General features: G+C 70.3%; 12 protein-coding genes and 1 riboswitch. Of the genes, 4 read left to right on the top strand and 8 right to left on the bottom strand.

Features of this window, described 5'->3' with window-relative positions; all coding sequences use genetic code 11:
* Positions 1-232 precede the first annotated feature (232 nt).
* From E3O67_RS02795 to E3O67_RS02765, 7 genes are all read right to left on the bottom strand, one after another.
* Positions 233-556: a multidrug efflux SMR transporter gene (locus E3O67_RS02795; RefSeq protein ID WP_135101797.1), complete on the bottom strand. Its 324-nt coding sequence runs from the start codon at positions 554-556 to the stop codon at positions 233-235.
* Between the two features lie 12 nt (positions 557-568).
* A riboswitch (guanidine-III (ykkC-III) riboswitch) is annotated at positions 569-632 on the bottom strand.
* Between the two features lie 79 nt (positions 633-711).
* Complete coding sequence (gene sufU, locus E3O67_RS02790; RefSeq protein WP_134430663.1) at positions 712-1,275, bottom strand: Fe-S cluster assembly sulfur transfer protein SufU; 564 nt, start codon at positions 1,273-1,275, stop codon at positions 712-714.
* Positions 1,272-2,588 carry a cysteine desulfurase gene (locus tag E3O67_RS02785; protein WP_134430661.1) on the bottom strand — a complete coding sequence of 439 codons (1,317 nt, stop codon included), beginning with the start codon at positions 2,586-2,588 and terminating at the stop codon, positions 1,272-1,274. The genes sufU and E3O67_RS02785 overlap by 4 nt, the downstream gene beginning before the upstream one ends.
* A 44-nt stretch (positions 2,589-2,632) precedes the next feature.
* The gene (locus E3O67_RS02780; RefSeq protein WP_134430658.1) at positions 2,633-3,436 is read right to left on the bottom strand and encodes a sulfate/molybdate ABC transporter ATP-binding protein; all 804 of its coding nucleotides are present in this window, start codon (positions 3,434-3,436) and stop codon (positions 2,633-2,635) included.
* The gene (locus tag E3O67_RS02775) at positions 3,433-4,197 is read right to left on the bottom strand and encodes an ABC transporter permease (RefSeq protein ID WP_370259939.1); all 765 of its coding nucleotides are present in this window, start codon (positions 4,195-4,197) and stop codon (positions 3,433-3,435) included. The genes E3O67_RS02780 and E3O67_RS02775 overlap by 4 nt, the downstream gene beginning before the upstream one ends.
* A gap of 109 nt (positions 4,198-4,306) precedes the next feature.
* Entirely contained in the window at positions 4,307-5,098 is a 792-nt protein-coding gene (gene modA, locus E3O67_RS02770) for a molybdate ABC transporter substrate-binding protein (protein ID WP_135101795.1), read from the bottom strand.
* Positions 5,095-5,517 carry a molybdopterin-binding protein gene (locus E3O67_RS02765; RefSeq protein WP_134430652.1) on the bottom strand — a complete coding sequence of 141 codons (423 nt, stop codon included), beginning with the start codon at positions 5,515-5,517 and terminating at the stop codon, positions 5,095-5,097. Before E3O67_RS02765 ends, modA begins: the two co-directional genes overlap by 4 nt.
* Positions 5,518-5,619: 102 nt before the next feature.
* Between E3O67_RS02765 and E3O67_RS02760 the strand changes: the two genes are divergently transcribed.
* The 3 genes from E3O67_RS02760 (at position 5,620) to E3O67_RS02750 (ending at position 10,138) form a co-directional block, all read left to right on the top strand.
* Complete coding sequence (locus E3O67_RS02760) at positions 5,620-6,159, top strand: molybdenum cofactor biosynthesis protein B (protein WP_370259935.1); 540 nt, start codon at positions 5,620-5,622, stop codon at positions 6,157-6,159.
* 272 nt (positions 6,160-6,431) lie between these two features.
* Positions 6,432-7,331, top strand: coding sequence for an FAD binding domain-containing protein (locus E3O67_RS02755; RefSeq protein WP_135101791.1), 900 nt, complete (start codon positions 6,432-6,434; stop codon positions 7,329-7,331).
* On the top strand, positions 7,328-10,138 hold the full coding sequence (locus tag E3O67_RS02750) for a molybdopterin cofactor-binding domain-containing protein (protein WP_134430644.1): 2,811 nt from the start codon (positions 7,328-7,330) through the stop codon (positions 10,136-10,138). Before E3O67_RS02755 ends, E3O67_RS02750 begins: the two co-directional genes overlap by 4 nt.
* Before the next feature lie 32 nt (positions 10,139-10,170).
* On the opposite strand, the gene pulA is transcribed toward E3O67_RS02750, so the two are convergent.
* Complete coding sequence (gene pulA / locus E3O67_RS02745) at positions 10,171-15,942, bottom strand: pullulanase-type alpha-1,6-glucosidase (protein ID WP_135101789.1); 5,772 nt, start codon at positions 15,940-15,942, stop codon at positions 10,171-10,173.
* 183 nt (positions 15,943-16,125) lie between these two features.
* On the opposite strand from pulA, the gene E3O67_RS02740 reads away from it, so the two are divergent.
* A complete protein-coding gene (locus tag E3O67_RS02740) occupies positions 16,126-17,547 on the top strand; it encodes an amidohydrolase family protein (protein ID WP_135101787.1) in 1,422 nt (473 codons plus the stop codon).
* The last annotated feature ends 840 nt before the right edge of the window (positions 17,548-18,387 follow it).

Below are 18,387 nucleotides of genomic sequence, written 5' to 3'. Positions count from 1 at the left end.
GGCCACGCTCATCCGTGCACCGGGCCGGCGGCGGGAACGGGAACCGGTGCTGGAGCCAGAGCCAGAGCCGGAACCCGACAAGCAGGTCCGGGCCCCGGGAGCGGATGAACCGCCACCGTTCCAAGGTTCTCGGCAGCCGGCGTTCTCGGTGTCGGACGCGCTCAGGGTCCGGTTCGGGGTCCGGTTCAGGGTCCGGTTCAGGTCCGATTCGGGGTCCGGTTCAGGGTCCGGTTCAGTGCGTGGCGTCGACGAATTTCAACCCGACGACGCACCCCACCAGGCCGAGGATGAGCACAATCTTCAGCAGGGACGCCGGTTCGCCGCCGAAGATCATGGCGTAGAGCACGGTGAGCGCCGCGCCGATCCCGACCCAGACGGCATACGCGGTCCCGGTCGAGATGTCCCGCATGGCGAAGGCAAGCCCGCCCATGCTGAGCACGAGCGCCACCGCGAACACGACGGATGGCCACAGTCGGGTGAACCCGGCGGACTTGCCGAGCGCCGTGGCCCAGACGGCCTCCAGAACCCCGGACACAATGAGAATGATCCACGACATGACAACGGCTCCCGTGGCCAGTCTTGTCGCGTGCCGGGTACTGAACCGTCGTCCGGAGCCGCGTCGCGCGGCCTCCGCCAAGAGTAGCCGTCGAGCCTGCGCAGATCCTGCACAAACGCCGGTATCGGAGGGGCGCGACCCGAGAAACGGTGCGCCTAATCCGCGAGCAGGGCCGCCTCGAACGCCACCCAGGGCAGCATGGCGCACTTGACCCGGGCCGGGTAACGCGAGACGCCGGCGAAGGCGGCAGCGTCGCCGAGCACCTCCTCGTCGGGCTCGATCGTGCCGCGCGAGCGCAGCATCTCGCGGAAGGTGTTCAGCACGGCCCGCGCGGTGGCGACGTTCTCGCCCCGCACGGTGTCGTGCAGCACGGATGCCGAGGCCATCGAAATGGAGCATCCGTCGCCGGCCCAGGCGAACTCTTCGATCACGGCGTCGTCGGCAGGCTCGCCGGCCGACTCGGGCGAGCCGCCGGGTTCCCCGGCGCGCACACCGATGCGCACGGTCACCTCGTCGCCGCAGGTCGTGTTCACCTGGTGAGACTCGGTCACGCGCAACCCGGCACCCGCACCGGCAGGAGAATCGGCGCCAAGAGAGGCTCCGGCAGCAGTCCCGGCTGCCTCGAGCGGTGGCAGCCCGCCCGCCGGTGCGCCGTTCCGGGACTTGGCGTGGTCGAGGATGATCTGCTGGTAGAGCTGCTGCATGGCGCTTTGGGTCATGATCTCACTCCGAAGAACGGGGCCACCTCGGCCAGGGTCGCCAGGAACCGGTCCACCTCGTCGGTGGTGGTGTACAGGTAGGTGCTCGCGCGGGTCGACGCGGTCACGCCGAGCCGGCGGTGCAACGGCTGGGCGCAGTGGTGCCCGACGCGCACCGCGATTCCGGCCTCGTCGAGGTACTGACCGACATCGTGGGCGTGCACCCCGGCCAGGTCGAAACTGGCCAGACCGATGCGGTCGACTCCGGCGGGCGGCCCGAGCAGACGCACCCCGGGGATGTCCGCGAGCCCGGCCACGAGGCGTTGCCCCAGTTCGGCCTCGCGTGCGGCAACGCGTTCCATGCCGGTCTCGGTCAGGTAGTCGACCGCGGCGGCGAGGGCGATCGCCTGGGAGATGCGCTGGGTTCCGGCCTCGAACCGCTGCGGCGGGGCGAGGAACTCGGCGGTGTGCATGTCCACGGTGGTGATCATGGACCCGCCGGTCAGGAACGGCGGCATCCCCGCGAGCAGCTCGGCCTTGCCGTAGAGCACACCGATGCCGGTCGGGCCGAGCATCTTGTGCCCGGAGAACACGGCGAAGTCCACGTCGAGGGCGGCGACATCCACCGGCAGGTGCGGCACCGACTGGCAGGCGTCCAGCAGCACCAGCGCGCCCACCGAGCGGGCCAGCGCCACGAGCTCGGCGACCGGGTTGATGGTGCCCACCACATTGGAGGCGTGGGTGACCGCGAGCAGGCGGGTGCGGGCTCCGACGATACCCGCCGCCGCGCCCAGATCGAGGGTGCCGTCATCTCGGACCGGGATGAACCGCAGGGTCGCGCCGGTGCGCAACGCGAGCTGCTGCCACGGAATCAGGTTGGCGTGGTGCTCCATCTCGGTGACGACGATCTCGTCCCCGGCGCCGAGCGCGAACCGCTTCGCTTCCGGGCCGCCGAGCCCGAGGGACGCGTTCGAGAACGAGTAGGCGACGAGGTTGATGCCCTCGGTCGCGTTCGACGTCCAGACGATCTCAGCGGCCTGCGCGCCGATGAACGCGGCCACGGTCGCCCGGGCCGCCTCGAACGTCTCCGTGGCGCCGAACGCGAGGGTGTGGGCCCCCCGGTGCACGGCCGCATTGCGCTGCTCGTAGAACTCCTGCTCGGCCTCCATCACGCTGAGCGGGTTCTGCGAGGTCGCGCCCGAGTCGAGGTAGTTGAGCGGATGCCCGTTGACCAGCTGGTCGAGGATCGGGAAGTCGTTGCGGATGCGATCGACTTCCTCGTCCGTCAGCGGGCGAGCGTTCGCACGGGTGGACGGTGAAGCGGAAGACGTCATTTCTCCAGCGTATTCCCTCCTCCGGGCAATGCACACCGACCGCATCACACACCGATGATCGGTGCGGAATCCGGCCCTCCACCCGGCATTGCCGGCCCCGCCGACAGGTCGAGCCCGAACGTCAGGGCCCGGGTGAACTCCGTCTGCGGATGCGCGAACACCGCGCGGGTCGGCCCCTCCTCGATGATGCGCCCGCCCTGCAGCACGATCACCCGGTCGGCCAGCGCGAGGGCGTCGAGCGGGTCGTGGGTGACCAGGATGACGGACCGATCGAACAGCACCCGGTGCAGCAGCCGTCGCTGCGCGGGCACCGCGGTCACGTCGAGCGCGGTCATCGGCTCGTCCAGCAGCAGCAGCCGGGGACTGGCCGCGAGGGCCCGGGCCACGGCAACCCGCTGAGCCTGGCCGCCGGACAGCCTCCCGGGCCGCCGGTCGGCGAGCTCGGAGACCTCGGCGGCGGACAGCCACTCGTCGGCGAGCCGCCGCGAGGCCGCCCGGGACTCCCCCGCGCTACGCGGACCGAACGCCACGTTGTCACGCACGCTCAGGTGCGGGAAGAGCAGCGGCTCCTGGGCCAGCAGCACCGTGCGGCGGGCGTGCGGCGGCAGGAACGTGTCGGGCCGCACGGCGCCGCCACCGCCGGCACCGCCGGCCGCCAGGTCGAACAGCACCTGCCCGTCGAGGGTGGCCCGGCCCGAATCGGGTCGCAGCAGGCCCGCGCACAGCTCGACGACGGTGGATTTGCCGGCGCCGTTGGAGCCGAGCAGTGCCACCGTCTCGCCCGGCGACACGGTGAAGGCGACCTCCAGCCCGCGCCGGCGCATCACGGCGGCCAGTTCGAGGGTCATGACAGTCCCCGCGGCCGATGCGTGGCCACCATCACGATCAGGGCCACGGCCACGAGCAGAAGGGCGAGGGCGACGGCCGCATCGGCATCCGTCTCCCGTTGCAGGTAGATCTCGAGTGGCAACGTGCGGGTGACTCCCTGCAGGCTGCCGGCAAAGGTGAGGGTCGCGCCGAACTCGCCGAGCGCACGCGCGAACGCGAGCACCGCACCGGCGACCAGGCCTGGCAGCACCAGCGGCAGCGTCACCCGCCGGAAGACCGTGCCGGGGGTGGCGCCGAGCGTGGCGGCGACCGCCTCGAAGCGCGCGCCGGAGGCCCGCAGGGTGGCCTCGACGCTCAGCACCAGGAACGGCAGCGCCACGAAGGTCTGCGCGAGCACGACGGCCGTGGTCGAGAACGCGATCTGAATACCGAGAACCTCGAAGGTCTCGCCGAGCAGTCCTCGGCGCCCGAAGGTCGACAGCAAGGCGATTCCACCCACGACCGGCGGCAGTACGAGCGGCAGCAGCACGACGGCGCGCACCAGGCGCTGCCCGGGAAACCGGCTACGGGCCAGGGCGAGGGCCATCGGCACGCCGAACACCAGGCAGAGCACGGTGCTCATCGCGGCGGTGCGCAGGCTGAGCAGCAGCGCCGCGACCGCCGCTTCGGACGTCACGAGGGCGCCGAACCGGGACCAGTCCACGCGCAGGGTCATGCCCACGATCGGCAGCACGATGAATAGTGCGCCGACGGCAGCCAGGATGAGCGTCCAGCGGGGCACCCCGAACGTCACCCGGCCGTCGCGGGAGCCGTCGGGAGAGCCGTCGCGGGATCCCGCGCGACGGGTCGTCCCCTCTCGGTGCGGTGCCCTGTCGCGGCGCCCCGCAGACTCACGGCGCGCCAAAACCGGCCGCCCCGAGCACGTTCTGACCGGTCGCCCCGGTCACGAACTGGGCGAAGGATGCCCCGAGCCGCGCCCGCTCACTGCCCGCCACGACCGCGATCGGGTATTCGTTCACGGCCTGATCGGCCTCGGGCACGGGGATGCCGAGAACCGAGTCACCGGCGGAGGCGACGTCGGTCACGTAGACGAGTCCGGCATCCGCCTGGCCGCTCGTGACCTTGCCGAGCACATCGGTGACGGCGTTCTCCTCGCTCACCGGGGCGAGCGTGACGCCGGCGGCGGCCTCGAGCGCCGGCAGCGCGGCGCCGCACGGCACCTGCGGCGCGCAGACCACGACGTCGACGCCCGGCGCGGCGAGGTCGGCGAAGGAGGTGATGCGGGCCGGGTTGTCGGCGGGCACGGCGATCATCAGGGTGTTGGTGGCGAAGACCGCGGGGCTGCCGTCGACGAGCCCGTCACGGCTGAGCTGGACCATGTTCGACCGGTCGGCCGCCGCGAACACGTCCGCCGGGGCTCCCTCCCGGATCTGGGTCACCAGATCGGCCGAGCCGGCGAAGTTGAGTGCGACCGTCACGCCGGGATTGGCCTCCTCGAACCGGTCGGCCAGCTCGGTGAAGGTCTCGGTGAGGGATGCCGCGGCGAACACGGTGAGCGTCTCGCCCTGCCCCGCGGCGTTGTCGGTGCCGGGCGTTGCCCCGGCGGTTCCCGCACAGCCGGACAGCACGACGGATGCCGCCGCCAGCCCGAGCGCGACCCGCACGCTCCGGGCCCAGGTCACGACAGACCCTTCGGGGTTTCGACGATCACGGTGGTGGCCTTGACCACGGCCACCGCCACCGACCCCGGCACCAGGCCGAGGTCCTGCACGGCCTCGGTGCTCATCAGGGACACCACCCGGTGGGGGCCGCACTGCAGCTCGACCTGGCTCATCACCGGGTCGCTCACCACCCGGGTGACCAAGCCGACGAAACGGTTGCGGGCTGAACTCACGGTCGTGGACGGATCGGCGGGCGACGACGCGTTCTCCCGGGCCAGCGCGGTGTCGCGGGCCAGGCGTGCCAGGTCGGATCCGTCGACGACCATGCGTCCGGCGTCGTCGGTGCTCGCGGCGAGCGCCCCATTGTCGATCCAGCGCCGCAGAGTGTCGTCGCTGACGCCGAGGTACCCGGCGGCTTCCTTGATCCGTATTTGCGACATGAGGAGCATCTTATTACCGCATTTGCGGAATAGACAGGGCGCGGGACGGAAACACAGCACCTGCAATGGGGCCGGCACGCGCAGTGAGGCAGGATGGAGCGCGTGACCGCCGCAGCGAACCATCCGTCGACTCCGTTCCAGCCAGCCGTGCCGACCGAACCGCGACCGCCCCGCACCGCGCAGGTCATCGTCGCCTCCACGCGCGCCGCGGACGGCGTCTACCCGGATCGCACCGGACCCGTCATCGACGCCTGGCTGACGGAGCGCGGCTTCACCCTCGGCGAGCGCCGCGTGGTGCCCGACGGCGATCCGGTCGGCGCCGCCCTGATCGAGGCCATCGACGCGGGCGTGGACCTGGTGATCACCACGGGCGGCACGGGTGTCAGCCCGCACGATCTCACGCCGGAGCAGACCCTCCCGCAGCTCGACCGGCTGCTCCCCGGGCTGATGGAGGAATTCCGCCGGCGCGGCGCAGCATCCACCCCTCTGGCCGTGATCTCGCGCGGCCACGCCGGGATCGCCCGCGGGCGCACCCTGGTGATCAACCTCCCGGGCTCCCCCAACGGCGTGAGGGATGGCCTGGGTCTCCTCACCGAGGTGGTCGACCACATCCTCGACCAGCTCCACGGCGTCGACCACTAGCCCTGCCCGACTGGCCCCTCCAGCCCCCGCCCGAACGAATTCGACGGAGATTTTGGCCAGGCCGGCCCAAAACGGTCCCACAACGCGCGTTCAGCTCATAATCTCCGTCGAATTGGTTCACCACCGGGCGCCTCCGTACCTGTGCCCTCCGCGCACACGGGGCGGCTTGCCGTGAGGATGCCGCGAGCGAGCGCGTCGACTCGCGGGGCGCTCCGGGGCAGGCGGATAATTCAGGGTGTCGACCTGCACCGCGCGGTCGAGTGAGGGAAACGATGGACCTCAACACCGTGCTCACGATCACCTCCGCCCGTCACCGTGACGACCTGGCGCACCTCGGCACCCAGGTGGCCCCGCTCGCCGGCGGCTCCGACCTCTTCGCAGACCCGCAGACCCACCTGACCGGCCTGGTCGACCTGCAGACCCTGGGCTGGCCTGCCCTGACCCTGACGACGGATGCCGGCGGTCCGGTCACAGCATCCGACACCACCCCCGGCCTGACCATCGCCGCCACCTGCACCATCGCCGAACTCTCCCGGTTGGAAGCCGCGCCCGGTTGGACCGCGCATCCGCTGCTCCACCAGTGCTGCACCGCCCTCTACGGCTCGTTCAAGATCTGGAACGTCGCCACCGTCGGCGGCAATCTCTGCGCCTCCCTCCCGGCCGGCCCGATGACCAGTCTGGCCGCCGCCCTCGACGCGGAGGTGTTGATCTGGCGCCGTGACGGCAGCGACGAACGGATGCCCGCAGCGGCCTTCGTCACCGGCAACACCACCAACGTGCTCGGCACCGGCGATGTGCTGCGGTCCATCCACGTGCCGGCCTCCTCGCTGGCGGCCCGCACCGCCTACCGCAAGATCGCCCTCTCCCCGCTCGGCCGCTCCGGCGCCGTGCTGATCGGCCGGCTCGACCTGGATTCGGGTTTCGTGCTCACCGTCACCGCCGGCACCGTGCGCCCGGTGCAGCTGCGCCACGACTCCCTACCCGACGCGGCCACACTCGCCCGCGACATCGCCGCGATCGACTGCTGGTTCACGGATGCCCACGGCGCCGCCGACTGGCGCCGCGCCGTGAGCGGCGTGCTGGCCGAGGAGATCCGGGCCGAACTGGACAACGCCGAACCGGGCGACGCCGAACCGGGCGACGCCGAACCGGCACAGGGGGACCGCTCATGAGACTGCAGATCAACGGCGAACCCGTCGACGCGTCCCCGGCCCCCGGGCAGTGCCTGCGCTCCTTCATCCGCGACCAGGAGCATTTCGAGGTCAAGAAGGGCTGCGACACGGGCGACTGCGGCGCCTGCTCCGTGCTGATCGACGGCACTCCGGTGCACTCCTGCCTTTACCCGGCGTTCCGCGCCGAGGGCACGCAGGTCACGACCGTGGCCGGGCTCGGCCTGCCCGGCGACCTGGCCAAGGTCCAGCAGCGCTTCGTCGACGCCGCCGGGTTCCAGTGCGGGTTCTGCACCGCCGGCATGATCGTGACCGCGTCGACCCTGACCGAGAGCGACCTTGACGATCTCCCGCGGCTGCTGAAGGGCAACCTGTGCCGCTGCACCGGCTACCGCGCCATCGAGGACGCCATCCGCGGCGCCCACACCCCGGTCAACGGCTCAGCCGCCACAGCAGGCCCTGACGCCACAGCAGACCCTGAGAGCCGCCTCGGCCCGATCATCACAACCGGTCCACGCCCCGGCACGGTCGGCACCTCCCTGGCTGCCCCGGCCGGCGAACGCGTGGTGAGTGGGCAGGAGCCGTACACCCTCGACGTCACGGTGCCCGGCCTGCTGCACCTCAGCGTGCTGCAGAGCACGCAGGCGCACGCACGCATCCGTTCGATCAGGACCGACGCGGCCGCCGCCCTGCCCGGGGTGCACGCAGTGCTCACCCACGCCGACTCCCCCGCCACCCTGTTCTCCACCGCCCGGCACGAGGACCGCCTCGACGACCCCGACGACACCCTCGTGCTCGATTCGGTCGTGCGGTTCCGCGGCCAGCGGGTCGCGGCCGTGGTCGCCGACACCCTGGCCGTCGCCGAGGCGGCCTGCCGCCTGATCGAGATCGACTACGAGCCGCTCCCCGCCGTCTTCGACCCGCACACCGCTCTCCGGCCTGGCGCTCCCCTGGTGCACGGGGACAAGGACGCCGCCGCGAGCCGGCTGGCCGACCCGGCCCGCAACCTGGTGGCCGAGCTGCACGGCGAATACGGCGACATCGCGGCCGGACTGGCAGGCGCCACCCAGATCGTGAGCGGAACCTGGCAGACCCAGCGGGTGGCGCACACCCATCTGGAGACGCACGCGACCATCGGCTGGCTGGAGGATGAGCGCCTGATCCTGCGCACCAGCTCCCAGGTGCCGTTCCTGGTGCACCGGGAGATCTGCCGCCTGTTCGACCTCGACCCGGAGCGGCTGCGCGTGTTCACGGCCCGGGTCGGCGGCGGCTTCGGCGGCAAGCAGGAGATCCTGACCGAGGACATCGTCGCCCTCGCCGTGCTGAAGACCGGACGGCCCGTGCAGTACGAGTTCAGCCGCTCCGACGAGTTCACCCTCTCCCCGGCCCGGCACCCCATGCAGATCCAGGTCACCCTCGGCGCCGACGACGCCGGACGCCTGACCGCCCTGAAGCTCGGCGTGCTCGCCGACACCGGCGCCTACGGCAACCATGCACCCGGCGTGATGTTCCACGGCAGCTCCGAATCGGTCAGCCTCTACCGGGTGCCCAACAAGCGGGTGGATGCCCAGAGTGTTTACACGAACAACCTCCCGTCGGGCGCCTTCCGCGGCTACGGTCTCGGCCAGGTCATCTTCGGGGTCGAATCCGCGCTCGACGAGCTCGCCCGCACGGTCGGGCTCAACCCGTTCGATCTGCGCAGGCTCAACTCGGTCGGCCCGACCGACCCGCTCGTGGTCACCCACGTCGAGGGCCCGGACCTCATTTTCGGCAGCTACGGCCTCGACCAGTGCCTCGACCTCGCCCAGGCCGCCCTGGCCCGCGGCAACGACGCCGCCGTGCCTCCCGGCGAGCACTGGAAGGTGGGCGAGGGAATGGCCACCGCCATGATCGCGACCACCCCGCCGCGCGGGCACTACGCGCAGGCCTCGGTGAACCTGGACAACGTGACGCTCGACGCTATGGGCTACACCGTGCGGGTCGGAACGGCCGAGTTCGGCAACGGCACCACCACGGTGCACGCGCAACTGGCCGCCACCGCCCTGAACACGACTGGCGACCGCATCCGGATCCTGCAATCCGACACGGATGCGATCGGCTACGACACGGGCGCGTTCGGCTCCGCGGGCGTCGTCGTCGCCGGCAAGGCCGTGCTCGCGGCGGCGAACGACCTGGCCGGCACGCTGAAGCAGGCCGCGACCGACCTGCACGGGGACATCCCCGCCGACTCCTGGACGCTCGAGCCCGACGGCCTCCGCAGCGGGGAGACGTTCGTGACGCTGGCGGAGCTGGCCGGCAGGGCGGCGGCTCCCGGGGCATCCGTTCTCCGCGGTGTCGGCGCCGAAGACGGCGCACGGCGCTCGGTGGCGTTCAACGTGCACGCGTTCCGGGTGGCCGTGGACACGCAGACCGGCGAGGTGCGCATCCTGCAATCGATCCAGGCCGCGGATGCCGGGGTCGTGATGAACCCGGAGCAGTGCCGCGGCCAGATCGAGGGTGGGGTCGCGCAGGCGATCGGCACCGCGCTCTACGAGGAGGTCATCCTCGACGGCGCGGGCACCGTGACCACGAGCGTGCTCCGGAACTACCACATCCCGCAGCTGGCCGACCTGCCCGTGACCGAGGTGTACTTCGCGGAGACTCACGACGTGCTCGGCCCGTTCGGGGCGAAGTCGATGAGCGAGTCGCCCTACAACCCGGTGGCGCCGGCGCTGGCGAACGCGGTGCGCGACGCCATCGGCATCCGTCCCACCGAACTGCCGATGTCGCGCGACCGGATCTGGCGGCTGCTGCACCCCGTTCTCTCCTGAACGGGGTGCAGCGACGGGGTGCGATCCGCGGGCTACCGCTTCTTCGCCGTCCGCTCCTGCGCGTCGACGAGCACGGCGACCGTGCGGGCGGGAACGGTGACCGTTCCGGTTGCCGCATCCCACGTCGTTGTCTTGACGAGCGCATCCGTCCCGGCGGCCTGGATGCCGCTGAGGGCGTAGCCGCGCCCGGCCAGCTCGTCGAGCCGGATCGTCTGGGGTTCGGGGCTGGCGTTGAAGAGCACCAGCAGCCCGTCCAGTTTCTTGTCGACGTCGGTTCCCACGGTGTCGTCGACGCTCATCGCGATGACGCCGGGGGTGGCGTCCGGTCCGCCGGCCGGGAAGGTCAACTTCTGGTTGATCAGCTTCGCGTCGCCGAGCCGGAACAGCTCGGTCGACTGCTTGAGGCGCAGCAGGTCCTGGGCCTGGGCCGACGCGAACGTGATGTCGTCCGGCGTCGGCTTGAGGGCCGGGTCCTCGAGCAGTGGGCGCATGATGTCCCACTTGTCCTCGTTGGCGGCCGCCGACGGCAGGCCGACGCCGAAGTTGCTGGTCTGGCCGGTCCAGTCGATGCGGTTGAACCAGTCGCCCGAGTTGTAGCTGTCGCGGTCGAGCGACTTCGAGCGCAGCAGGTCGGTTCCAGCGTGCCAGAGCGATGGTGACTGCGACAGGGTCGCGGTGGCGAGCGAGAGGGTGTTCATGCGCACCCGGTCGCTCATCCCGGTGTCGGCCGGTAGCTTGAGGGCGAGCAGGTCGTAGAGCGTCTCGTTGTCGTGCGCGTCGACGTAGTTGATCACCTCGTCCGGCTGGTCCGCGTACCCGGCCGGCGACCCGTTGTAGTCGATTTCGTCGCCGCGCTTCACCGTGCCGTCGCTGGTGACGAAGCTGAAGGCGCGCAGGTTCGCGGCCAGGCCGAGCCGCACCAGGTCGCTGGCAACGCCGAGCCTGGCGAGCGCCTCCTCCGGGGTGCCGTTGATCGCCACGCCGTTGGGATCGGTGCCGAGCCCGGTGCCGAAGCCCTGCTGCTGCACGGTGCTGCCGTCGACCGGGCTGCCGCCGTGCACCGCGTCGCGCAGCCGGTCGTTGAACGTGCCGATGCCCGTTCCGCCGAGCTGGCCCTGCGTCGCCTGCTCGAACAGGGCGTTGTTCGCCACCTCGCCGAAGTTCCAGCCCTCGCCGTAGAGGTAGATCGCCTGGCCGTTCACGCCGTCCTTCTTCAGGGTCAGCGTGTCCAGGGCGTCCCGCACTGCCAGCAGGTTGTCCTTCGAGTGGTGGCCCATCAGGTCGAAGCGGAACCCGTCGACCCGGTACTCCCTGGCCCAGAGCACGACGGAGTCGACCATCAGCTTCTCGGCCAGTTCGTGCTCGGTGGCGATGTTCTGGCAGCAGGTGGAGGTCTCGACGGCGCCTTGCGGGTTGAGGCGGTGGTAGTAACCGGGCACGACCTGGTCTAGCACCGATTTCTCACCCTGACCGCTCTGCGCGGTGTGGTTGAACACCTCGTCGAGCACGACCTGCAGGCCGTCCTCGTGCAGGGCGCCCACCATGGTGCGGAACTCGGCTACGCGGGAGCCGCCGTCCGCGTCCACCGCGAAGGAGCCCTCCGGCACCGAGAAGTGGAACGGGTCGTAGCCCCAGTTGAAGCCGTCCTGGTCCCTGATCGCCTGGATGCACGCCTGCTGTTCCGGCGAGGCCGGCCCGAAGGAGGCCAGGTCGCAGGCGGGCACGGCCTGGAGGGCACGGTCCTCCTCGATTGTGGCGATGTCGAAGGTCGGCAGCAGGTGCACGGTGTTGAGCCCGGCAGCCGCCAGCTCGGCCAGGTGCCGGGTTCCCGCGCTGTCCACCCTGAACGCCCCATAGGTGCCGCGGAGCTCGTCCGGCACGGTGTCGTCGGAGATCGAGAAGTCGCGCACGTGCAGTTCATAGATCGACCGGTCGACGGCCTTCTTGATGACCGGCGACTTCGCCTTCTCCCACGCCGTGGGGCGGTAAGCCTTGTCGGCCAGGTCGATCAGCACCGACCGGGTGGAGTTGGGCGTCAGGGCCACCGAGTACGGGTCGGTGACCTGGTTCACCTCGATCGTCCCCGTCGTCGGCGCGAACACCGTGACCTCGAAGACGAAGGATGCGCCGGTCCAGTTCTTGGCGCCGGTCGCGGTCCACGTTCCGTCATCCTGGCGCGTCAACGCGATGCGCTCCGGGTCGGCCGTGTCGCCCGCCGTCCAGACGAGCGCGTCGACGTTCTGCGCCGTGGGAGCCCAGACCGCGAGGGTGGGCCGCTTCTTCGACCAGGTGACGCCGAGTGTCCGGTCCGCTGCGGCGTCCGCGTAGAGGTCGTCGAGCACGCCGGGCAGTTGCACGCCCGTGAAGGCGGTGAGGATGCCTGTGGTGTCGTCGGTGCCGGACTGGGCCACCGCCAGCTGGGTGGTGAGCAGCCGTTCCACCTCCGACCGGTCCACACCGACCGGGCGCAGGGCCACGGACCCGGCGAGGGCCGGGAAACGCGCTTTCTCCGCGTCGGAGAGGCCGGCCGGGTCGTACTCGAGGGCGACCGTGTCACCCCCGGTCACCGCACCGTCGGCGACGGCCAGGCCGGCGGCCGCCGAGGAATGCAACGCGAAGCCGAGTGCGGCCGGGTCGGCATTCACGGGCAGCAGGTCACGCGGCCAGGCGAGAGTCTTCTCGCTCACCCAGTGCGCGCGCTGCGCTCCCGTGCCGGCCAGCGGCGGGTCGGTCACCGTGATCGTGAGCACGTGGGCGGCGAGGTCGTAACTGAACAGGGTTTCCTTGCCCTCGGTGGCCGTGAACGACAGGTTCGCGCCGTTCGGCACGCCGTCGGCGCCGTAGTTCTCGTCCCAGCCGAGGTTGTGCGCGACCTTCGCCTCGTACGAGCCGGTCGGCAGGGTGTTCGAACTCAGGGTGAGGATGCCGTCGCCGTTCACGTCCTGCAACCAGGTTGCGAGGCAGTCCGGTTTCCAGTCGCCGGGGCAACCGGCCTCCTCGTGGAAGGAACCGGCCGCGACGACGATATCGCCCTCGGCCGTGCCCTGGAAGAAGTTGTTGCGCGGGTCGTAGTAGAACGTGACCGCACCCCCGGTGGTGGTGTAGCTCACGTTGTCGCCGCCGGGAACGCCGCCGGAACCGTAGTTGAGGTCCCAGGAGCCGTTGACGGCGATCTTGTACTCGTAGTCGCCGGCCGGAAGGTCGAATGTGCCGGCGTAGATGCCGTCGGCTCGGAGGGTCAGTTTCGCGGCCTCGCAGCCGGGCTGCCAGTCCCCGGCACAGCCCATCTCGGAGTTGTGGCTGCCGGCGACCGTGACCAGGTCGATCGCGGTGTCGGGGGTGCCGGTGTCGGCGAGCGACACGGTGTTGCCGACGGAGACGAAGCTGGACGCGGCGGCCCGCTGGCCGGCGGCATCCGTGGAGACGGCGCGGTATTCGACCAGGGTGCCCGTGGCGAGGCCGGCGGTGTCGTGGAAGACCCGCGGAGTGGTGTCTTCGGCGGTGCCGAGGCTGGTCCACTTCGTGTCCCCTGCGACCCGCCAGGCGAAGCCGGTCTCCTGCCAGGTCCCGTCGTCGACGGTGGCCCCGACGGGTGAGACGCCGGTAACGCCGGCTCCGGCCGCCGGGGCGGCGACCGTGATCGCGGCGGCCGCGGCCGGAGCGCCGACGGGTCGGTCGGCCACGAGCACCACCGATCCGCGGGCCGGCACGGTGACGGCCAGGTCGCCGGTGTCGCCGGATACTGCGGCCGCAGTGTCGCCGAACAGCACCGAGTAGGACGCGTCCGTGGTGAGGGTGGGGATCGTCACGGTTTTCGCCGCGGCCGAGTTGTTGACGGCGACGAGGTGTTCGATCTTCTCCGTGCGGTCGACCCGGCTGAACGCGTAGACGCCGGCCCCGGTGTCGGCGTAACGCTCGATCTGGGCGCCCGTCGCGAGGGCCGGGTGGTCGCTCCGCAGCGCGGAGAGCTCAGCGATCCGACTGTAGAGCGGCGCATCCGTCGCGAACCGGTCGACCGAACCGGCGGTCTCGCCGGTGATCAGCGGCTGGTTCGCGTACTCGGACACCTGGCTGGCGAACAACGACTGACGGGCGTCCTTGTCGCCGCCCGCGCCCATGAAACCCTGCTCGTCGCCGTAGTAGACCACCGGCTGGCCGCGGGTCAGGAACATGAGTTCGTGGGCGAGCACGTCGCGGGCCAGCGGGTCGTCGGTGCCCTTGAGGAAATAGCCGATGCGCCCCATGTCGTGGTTGCCGAGGAAGGTCGGCAGCGCGGAGGCGTTGGAGTCGGGCGTCGTGTAGAGGTCGTCGGAGGCGAACAACTGGCTGAGCCCCTTCGCGGAGTTGCCCGCGGCGAAGCTGGTCGCCTGCGACTGGAATCCGAAGTCCAGCACCGAGTTGAGGTCGGTCTTGCGCACATACGGTGAGGTCTTGGCTGCATCCGCGTCGTAGACCTCGCCGAACATGAAGAAGTCCGGTTTGCCGGCGGCGTGCGCGTAGTCGAGCACCTGCGTGGACCACGTCTCCCAGAACTCGAGGTTGACGTGCTTGACCGTGTCGATGCGGAAGCCGTCGATCCCAAGGTCGACCCAATCCGTGTACACGTCGACGAAGCCGTTGACGACGGCCGGGTTCTCCGTCATCAGGTCGTCGAGGCCGGAGAAGTCGCCGTCGAGGTTGCTCTCGCCCTCGAAGGTCGAGTCGCCCCGGTTGTGGTACAGCGTCGGGTCGTTCAGCCAGGCCGGCACCTTGGCTGCCGCGTCGGCGGCAGAGAGGTACGGCGTGTAGGGGAAGGATGTCGCGTCGAGGGCCGGGAATTCGTCGGTCCCCGCGTAGTCGGCCGGGTCGAAGGGCTCGCCGGCGGCGGTCGTGTAGGGCGACGTGGCCTTGTCGATGTAGGAGTACTGCTTCTCCTCGTTGTCGATGACGTCGGCGGTGTGGTTGGTGATGATGTCGAAGTACACCTTGATGCCGCGCGCGTGCGCGTCGTCGATGAGCGCCTTGAGCTCGGCGTTGGTGCCGAGGTGCGGGTCGATCTGGGTGAAGTCCGTGATCCAGTAGCCGTGGTAGCCCGCGGAAGCGTTCGCGCCCTCACCCTGCACGGCCCGGTTCTTGAACGACGGCGTCAGCCAGAGGGCGCTCGTGCCGAGACCCTCGATGTAGTCGAGCTGGGAACGGAGCCCGGCGAGGTCGCCGCCGTTGTAGAAGCCCTTGTTCGCCGGGTCGTAGCCGGACAGCAGTGGGTCGTCGCCGAGGCCGGCGGTGTTGTTGGCCGGGTCGGCGTCCTTGAACCGGTCGGTCATCACGAAGTAGAACTGCTCGTCGCTGCCGGGCTGGCGGATGGGCGCGGCCGCCAGGGCCTCGTCCTCCGCGGAGTAGGCACCGGCCAGGGAGAGTACCTCGAGGCCGACGCGCTTCCTGCTGAGGTCGAAGGTGAAGCTCAACCGGCTTTCACCGGCGACGGTCAGCGGGATGTTGTCGGCACCACCGTCCAGCCCGTAGGTCTCCTCCCACGTGTCGTTGAGGGCGACCTTGTAGTCGTAGCTGCCGGCCGGCACCGTGAACTCGGCGGACCAGACCCCGTCGACGCCGGTGGGCGCCAGCTCGGTGGACTCGCAGGTCGGTTGCCAGTCTTCCGTGCAGCCCAACTCGCTCTGCAGGCTGCCGACCAGGGCGACCGTCGGGGTGGCGGCGGCCGCGGCGACCTCGGAGAAGGCGAGACCGGAGAGAACGATCGCACCGGCTCCGATCGTGGCCACGATGCGGCGGATGGCCGGGCGGCGTGTAGCGGTGCGTTTCGTCAACAGTGACTCCCCCTGTCTCGCGCCCGGTGGCGCTGAGAACAACAGAAGTGACGCTACTCCGTCGCGTACCGCTTATGCAAGCGTTTGCACACGACGGGTCGGTGCTCGCCCCGACGCGGTGGCCGATCACGTCGAGTCCCGCAATACACTGAACCTATCAACGAACAAAGAACGGGCCTCTTCGTGACACCGTCCAGCCGGGTCTACCGCGGCCACATCTTCCACATCGCCGGATCCCCCACCGTGGCCGACGCCCGCCGGCACCTCGTATCCCTGCCCGATGGTGCCCTCGTGACCACCGATGCGGGCCGGATCGCGTGGGTCGGGTCGTTCGTCGACCTCCCTGCCGTCTACGTGGCCCTGCCCGTCACCGACAACCGGGGCGGCTTCATCCTGCCCGGCTTCGTCGACACGCACCTGCACTTCCCGCAGACCTATTCCACGGATGCCTACGGCGGCGGCCAGTTGCTCGAATGGCTGGACAACTGCGTCTTCCCGGCCGAGGCACGGCTGCACGACCCCGCCTTCGGCGAGCAAATCGCCCGGGACTTCACCCGCCGCCGCATCGCCGCGGGCACGACCAGCGCGCTGGTCTTCGGCTCCGCCTTCCCGCACGCGCAGGACGCCCTCTTCGAGGAATCGCAGCGGGCCGGGCTGCGCCTGGTCAGCGGGCGCGGCATCCAGACCGTCGGTTCCGAGCCCTCGCAGGCGCTGCTCACCAGCGAGGCCGCAGCTCTCGAGCTGGCGACGGATGAGATCGCCCGCTGGCACGCGGTGGACACCGGCGACCCGGCCACCGCGCTGCTCCAGGTGGCGGTGGTCCCGCGGTTCAGCCTGTCGGTCACCCCCACGACCCTGGTCGGACTCGGCGAGCTCTACGACGAGGTGCGTGGCCAGGGCGTGTACTTCCACAGCCATCTGAACGAGAACAACCGGCCGGGCACGGGTGAGATCGACGCCGTGAAATCGGTCTACCAGGTCGACACCTACCTCGACACCTACGACGGCCGGTTTCTGCCGGGGTCGGTACGCGGCGGGTCGAGCCTGCTGGGGCGGCGCAGCATCCTCGCCCACGCCGTGCACTGCGAGGACAGCGAGCTGGCGCGCCTGGCCGAGACGGGAACGAGCGTGGCGCACTGCCCCACGTCGCAGCAGTTCCTGGGCTCGGGCACCATGCCGTGGCTGCGCACGACATCGTTCGGGGTGAATGTGGCGATCGGGTCGGATATCGGCGCGGGCGACGAGTGGCTGATCTCCCGGGTGCTCAACGACTGTTTCAAGGTGCACCTGTCCGAGCCCGGAGAGGCCGGCCTGTCGTTGGACCCGGCCGTCCTGCTGTTCACCGGCACCCTGGCCGGGGCGCGTGCGCTCGACATGGAGGACCGGTTCGGCAACTTCGACGTCGGCAAGGACGCCGACTTCTTGCTGATCGAGCCGGACCGCTGGGAGCCCCTCGCCACGGTGCTCGAGCGCGGCATCCGGGCCGACGACGAGGAGATGGCCACCGACCAGACGCTCTTCGCGCTGCTGCTGGCCCTCCGCCAGCCCGCGATCGCCGGCGTCTTCGTGCGCGGCCGCCGCGTACTCGCCCCCGCCGGACGTTGAGCCCGCCGAACCGCCCGTTGGGCTTGTCGGACCGGTGGTCTCACCCCTCGAAACCGGTGGTTGGGCTTGCCGGACCGGTGGTCTCACCCCTCGAAACCGGTGGTTGGGCCTGCCGAACCGGTAGTCTCACCTCTCGAAACCGGACGACTCGATCTCCAAACCAGCCCCGGTGGTTGAGCCTGCCGAAACCCGGCGAGTCGACCTCTGAAACGGTCTATCGGCATCCGCACCCGCGCTACCTGAAAAGAATTTGGCGACACGCCGTCTTTCCAGGCGCCACAACCGGTGTGTCACGAAAATCTCCGCGTTTACGTCACAGTGCCCGCCATCGACGTAACTACATTCGTAAATTGAGCAAAACTCTTGACTTGGTACTCGAAGTCATTTACTATTAAGGCATGGCAGGAGCCCCCACTCCGCACCACCCCACCACCTCACCGCAGGCGGTGGCTTCCAACGTGCAACAGCCCCTCGTGCAACAGCCCCTTGTGCAGCGACTGCAGCAGGCCNAGCGACTGCAGCAGGCGCGTGATCTGGCCGCGTCCGTGCTTGATTCGGTCGCCTTCTCTCTTTTGAGTGAGGCGGAGGCGATGGCGGTGCTCGGCACGGTGGAAGACCTCGGCCGTAGGGTCGATGCGGCCAGGGTCGCATCCGCTGCCGACATTGCGGTGCGGTCTCGGCGCATCCTGGGCCACGAGTCCCTCGCGTATAAGAACGGGGCGACCAATGGCACGGACCTGATCACCCGCCTGACCCGTGTTTCCTCGCGGGAGGCGAACCGGCGGGTGCGCCTGGGCGACAACGTCACCCTGCGTCTGGCCGGCACCAGCATGCTGCCGC

The sequence above is a fragment of the Cryobacterium sp. TMT3-29-2 genome (assembly GCF_004564305.1).
In the GTDB taxonomy this organism is placed as follows: Bacteria; Actinomycetota; Actinomycetes; order Actinomycetales; family Microbacteriaceae; genus Cryobacterium; species Cryobacterium sinapicolor.
The sequence above is the reverse complement of the archived record's forward strand: the minus strand, read 5'-3'. Positions and strand labels throughout refer to the sequence as shown.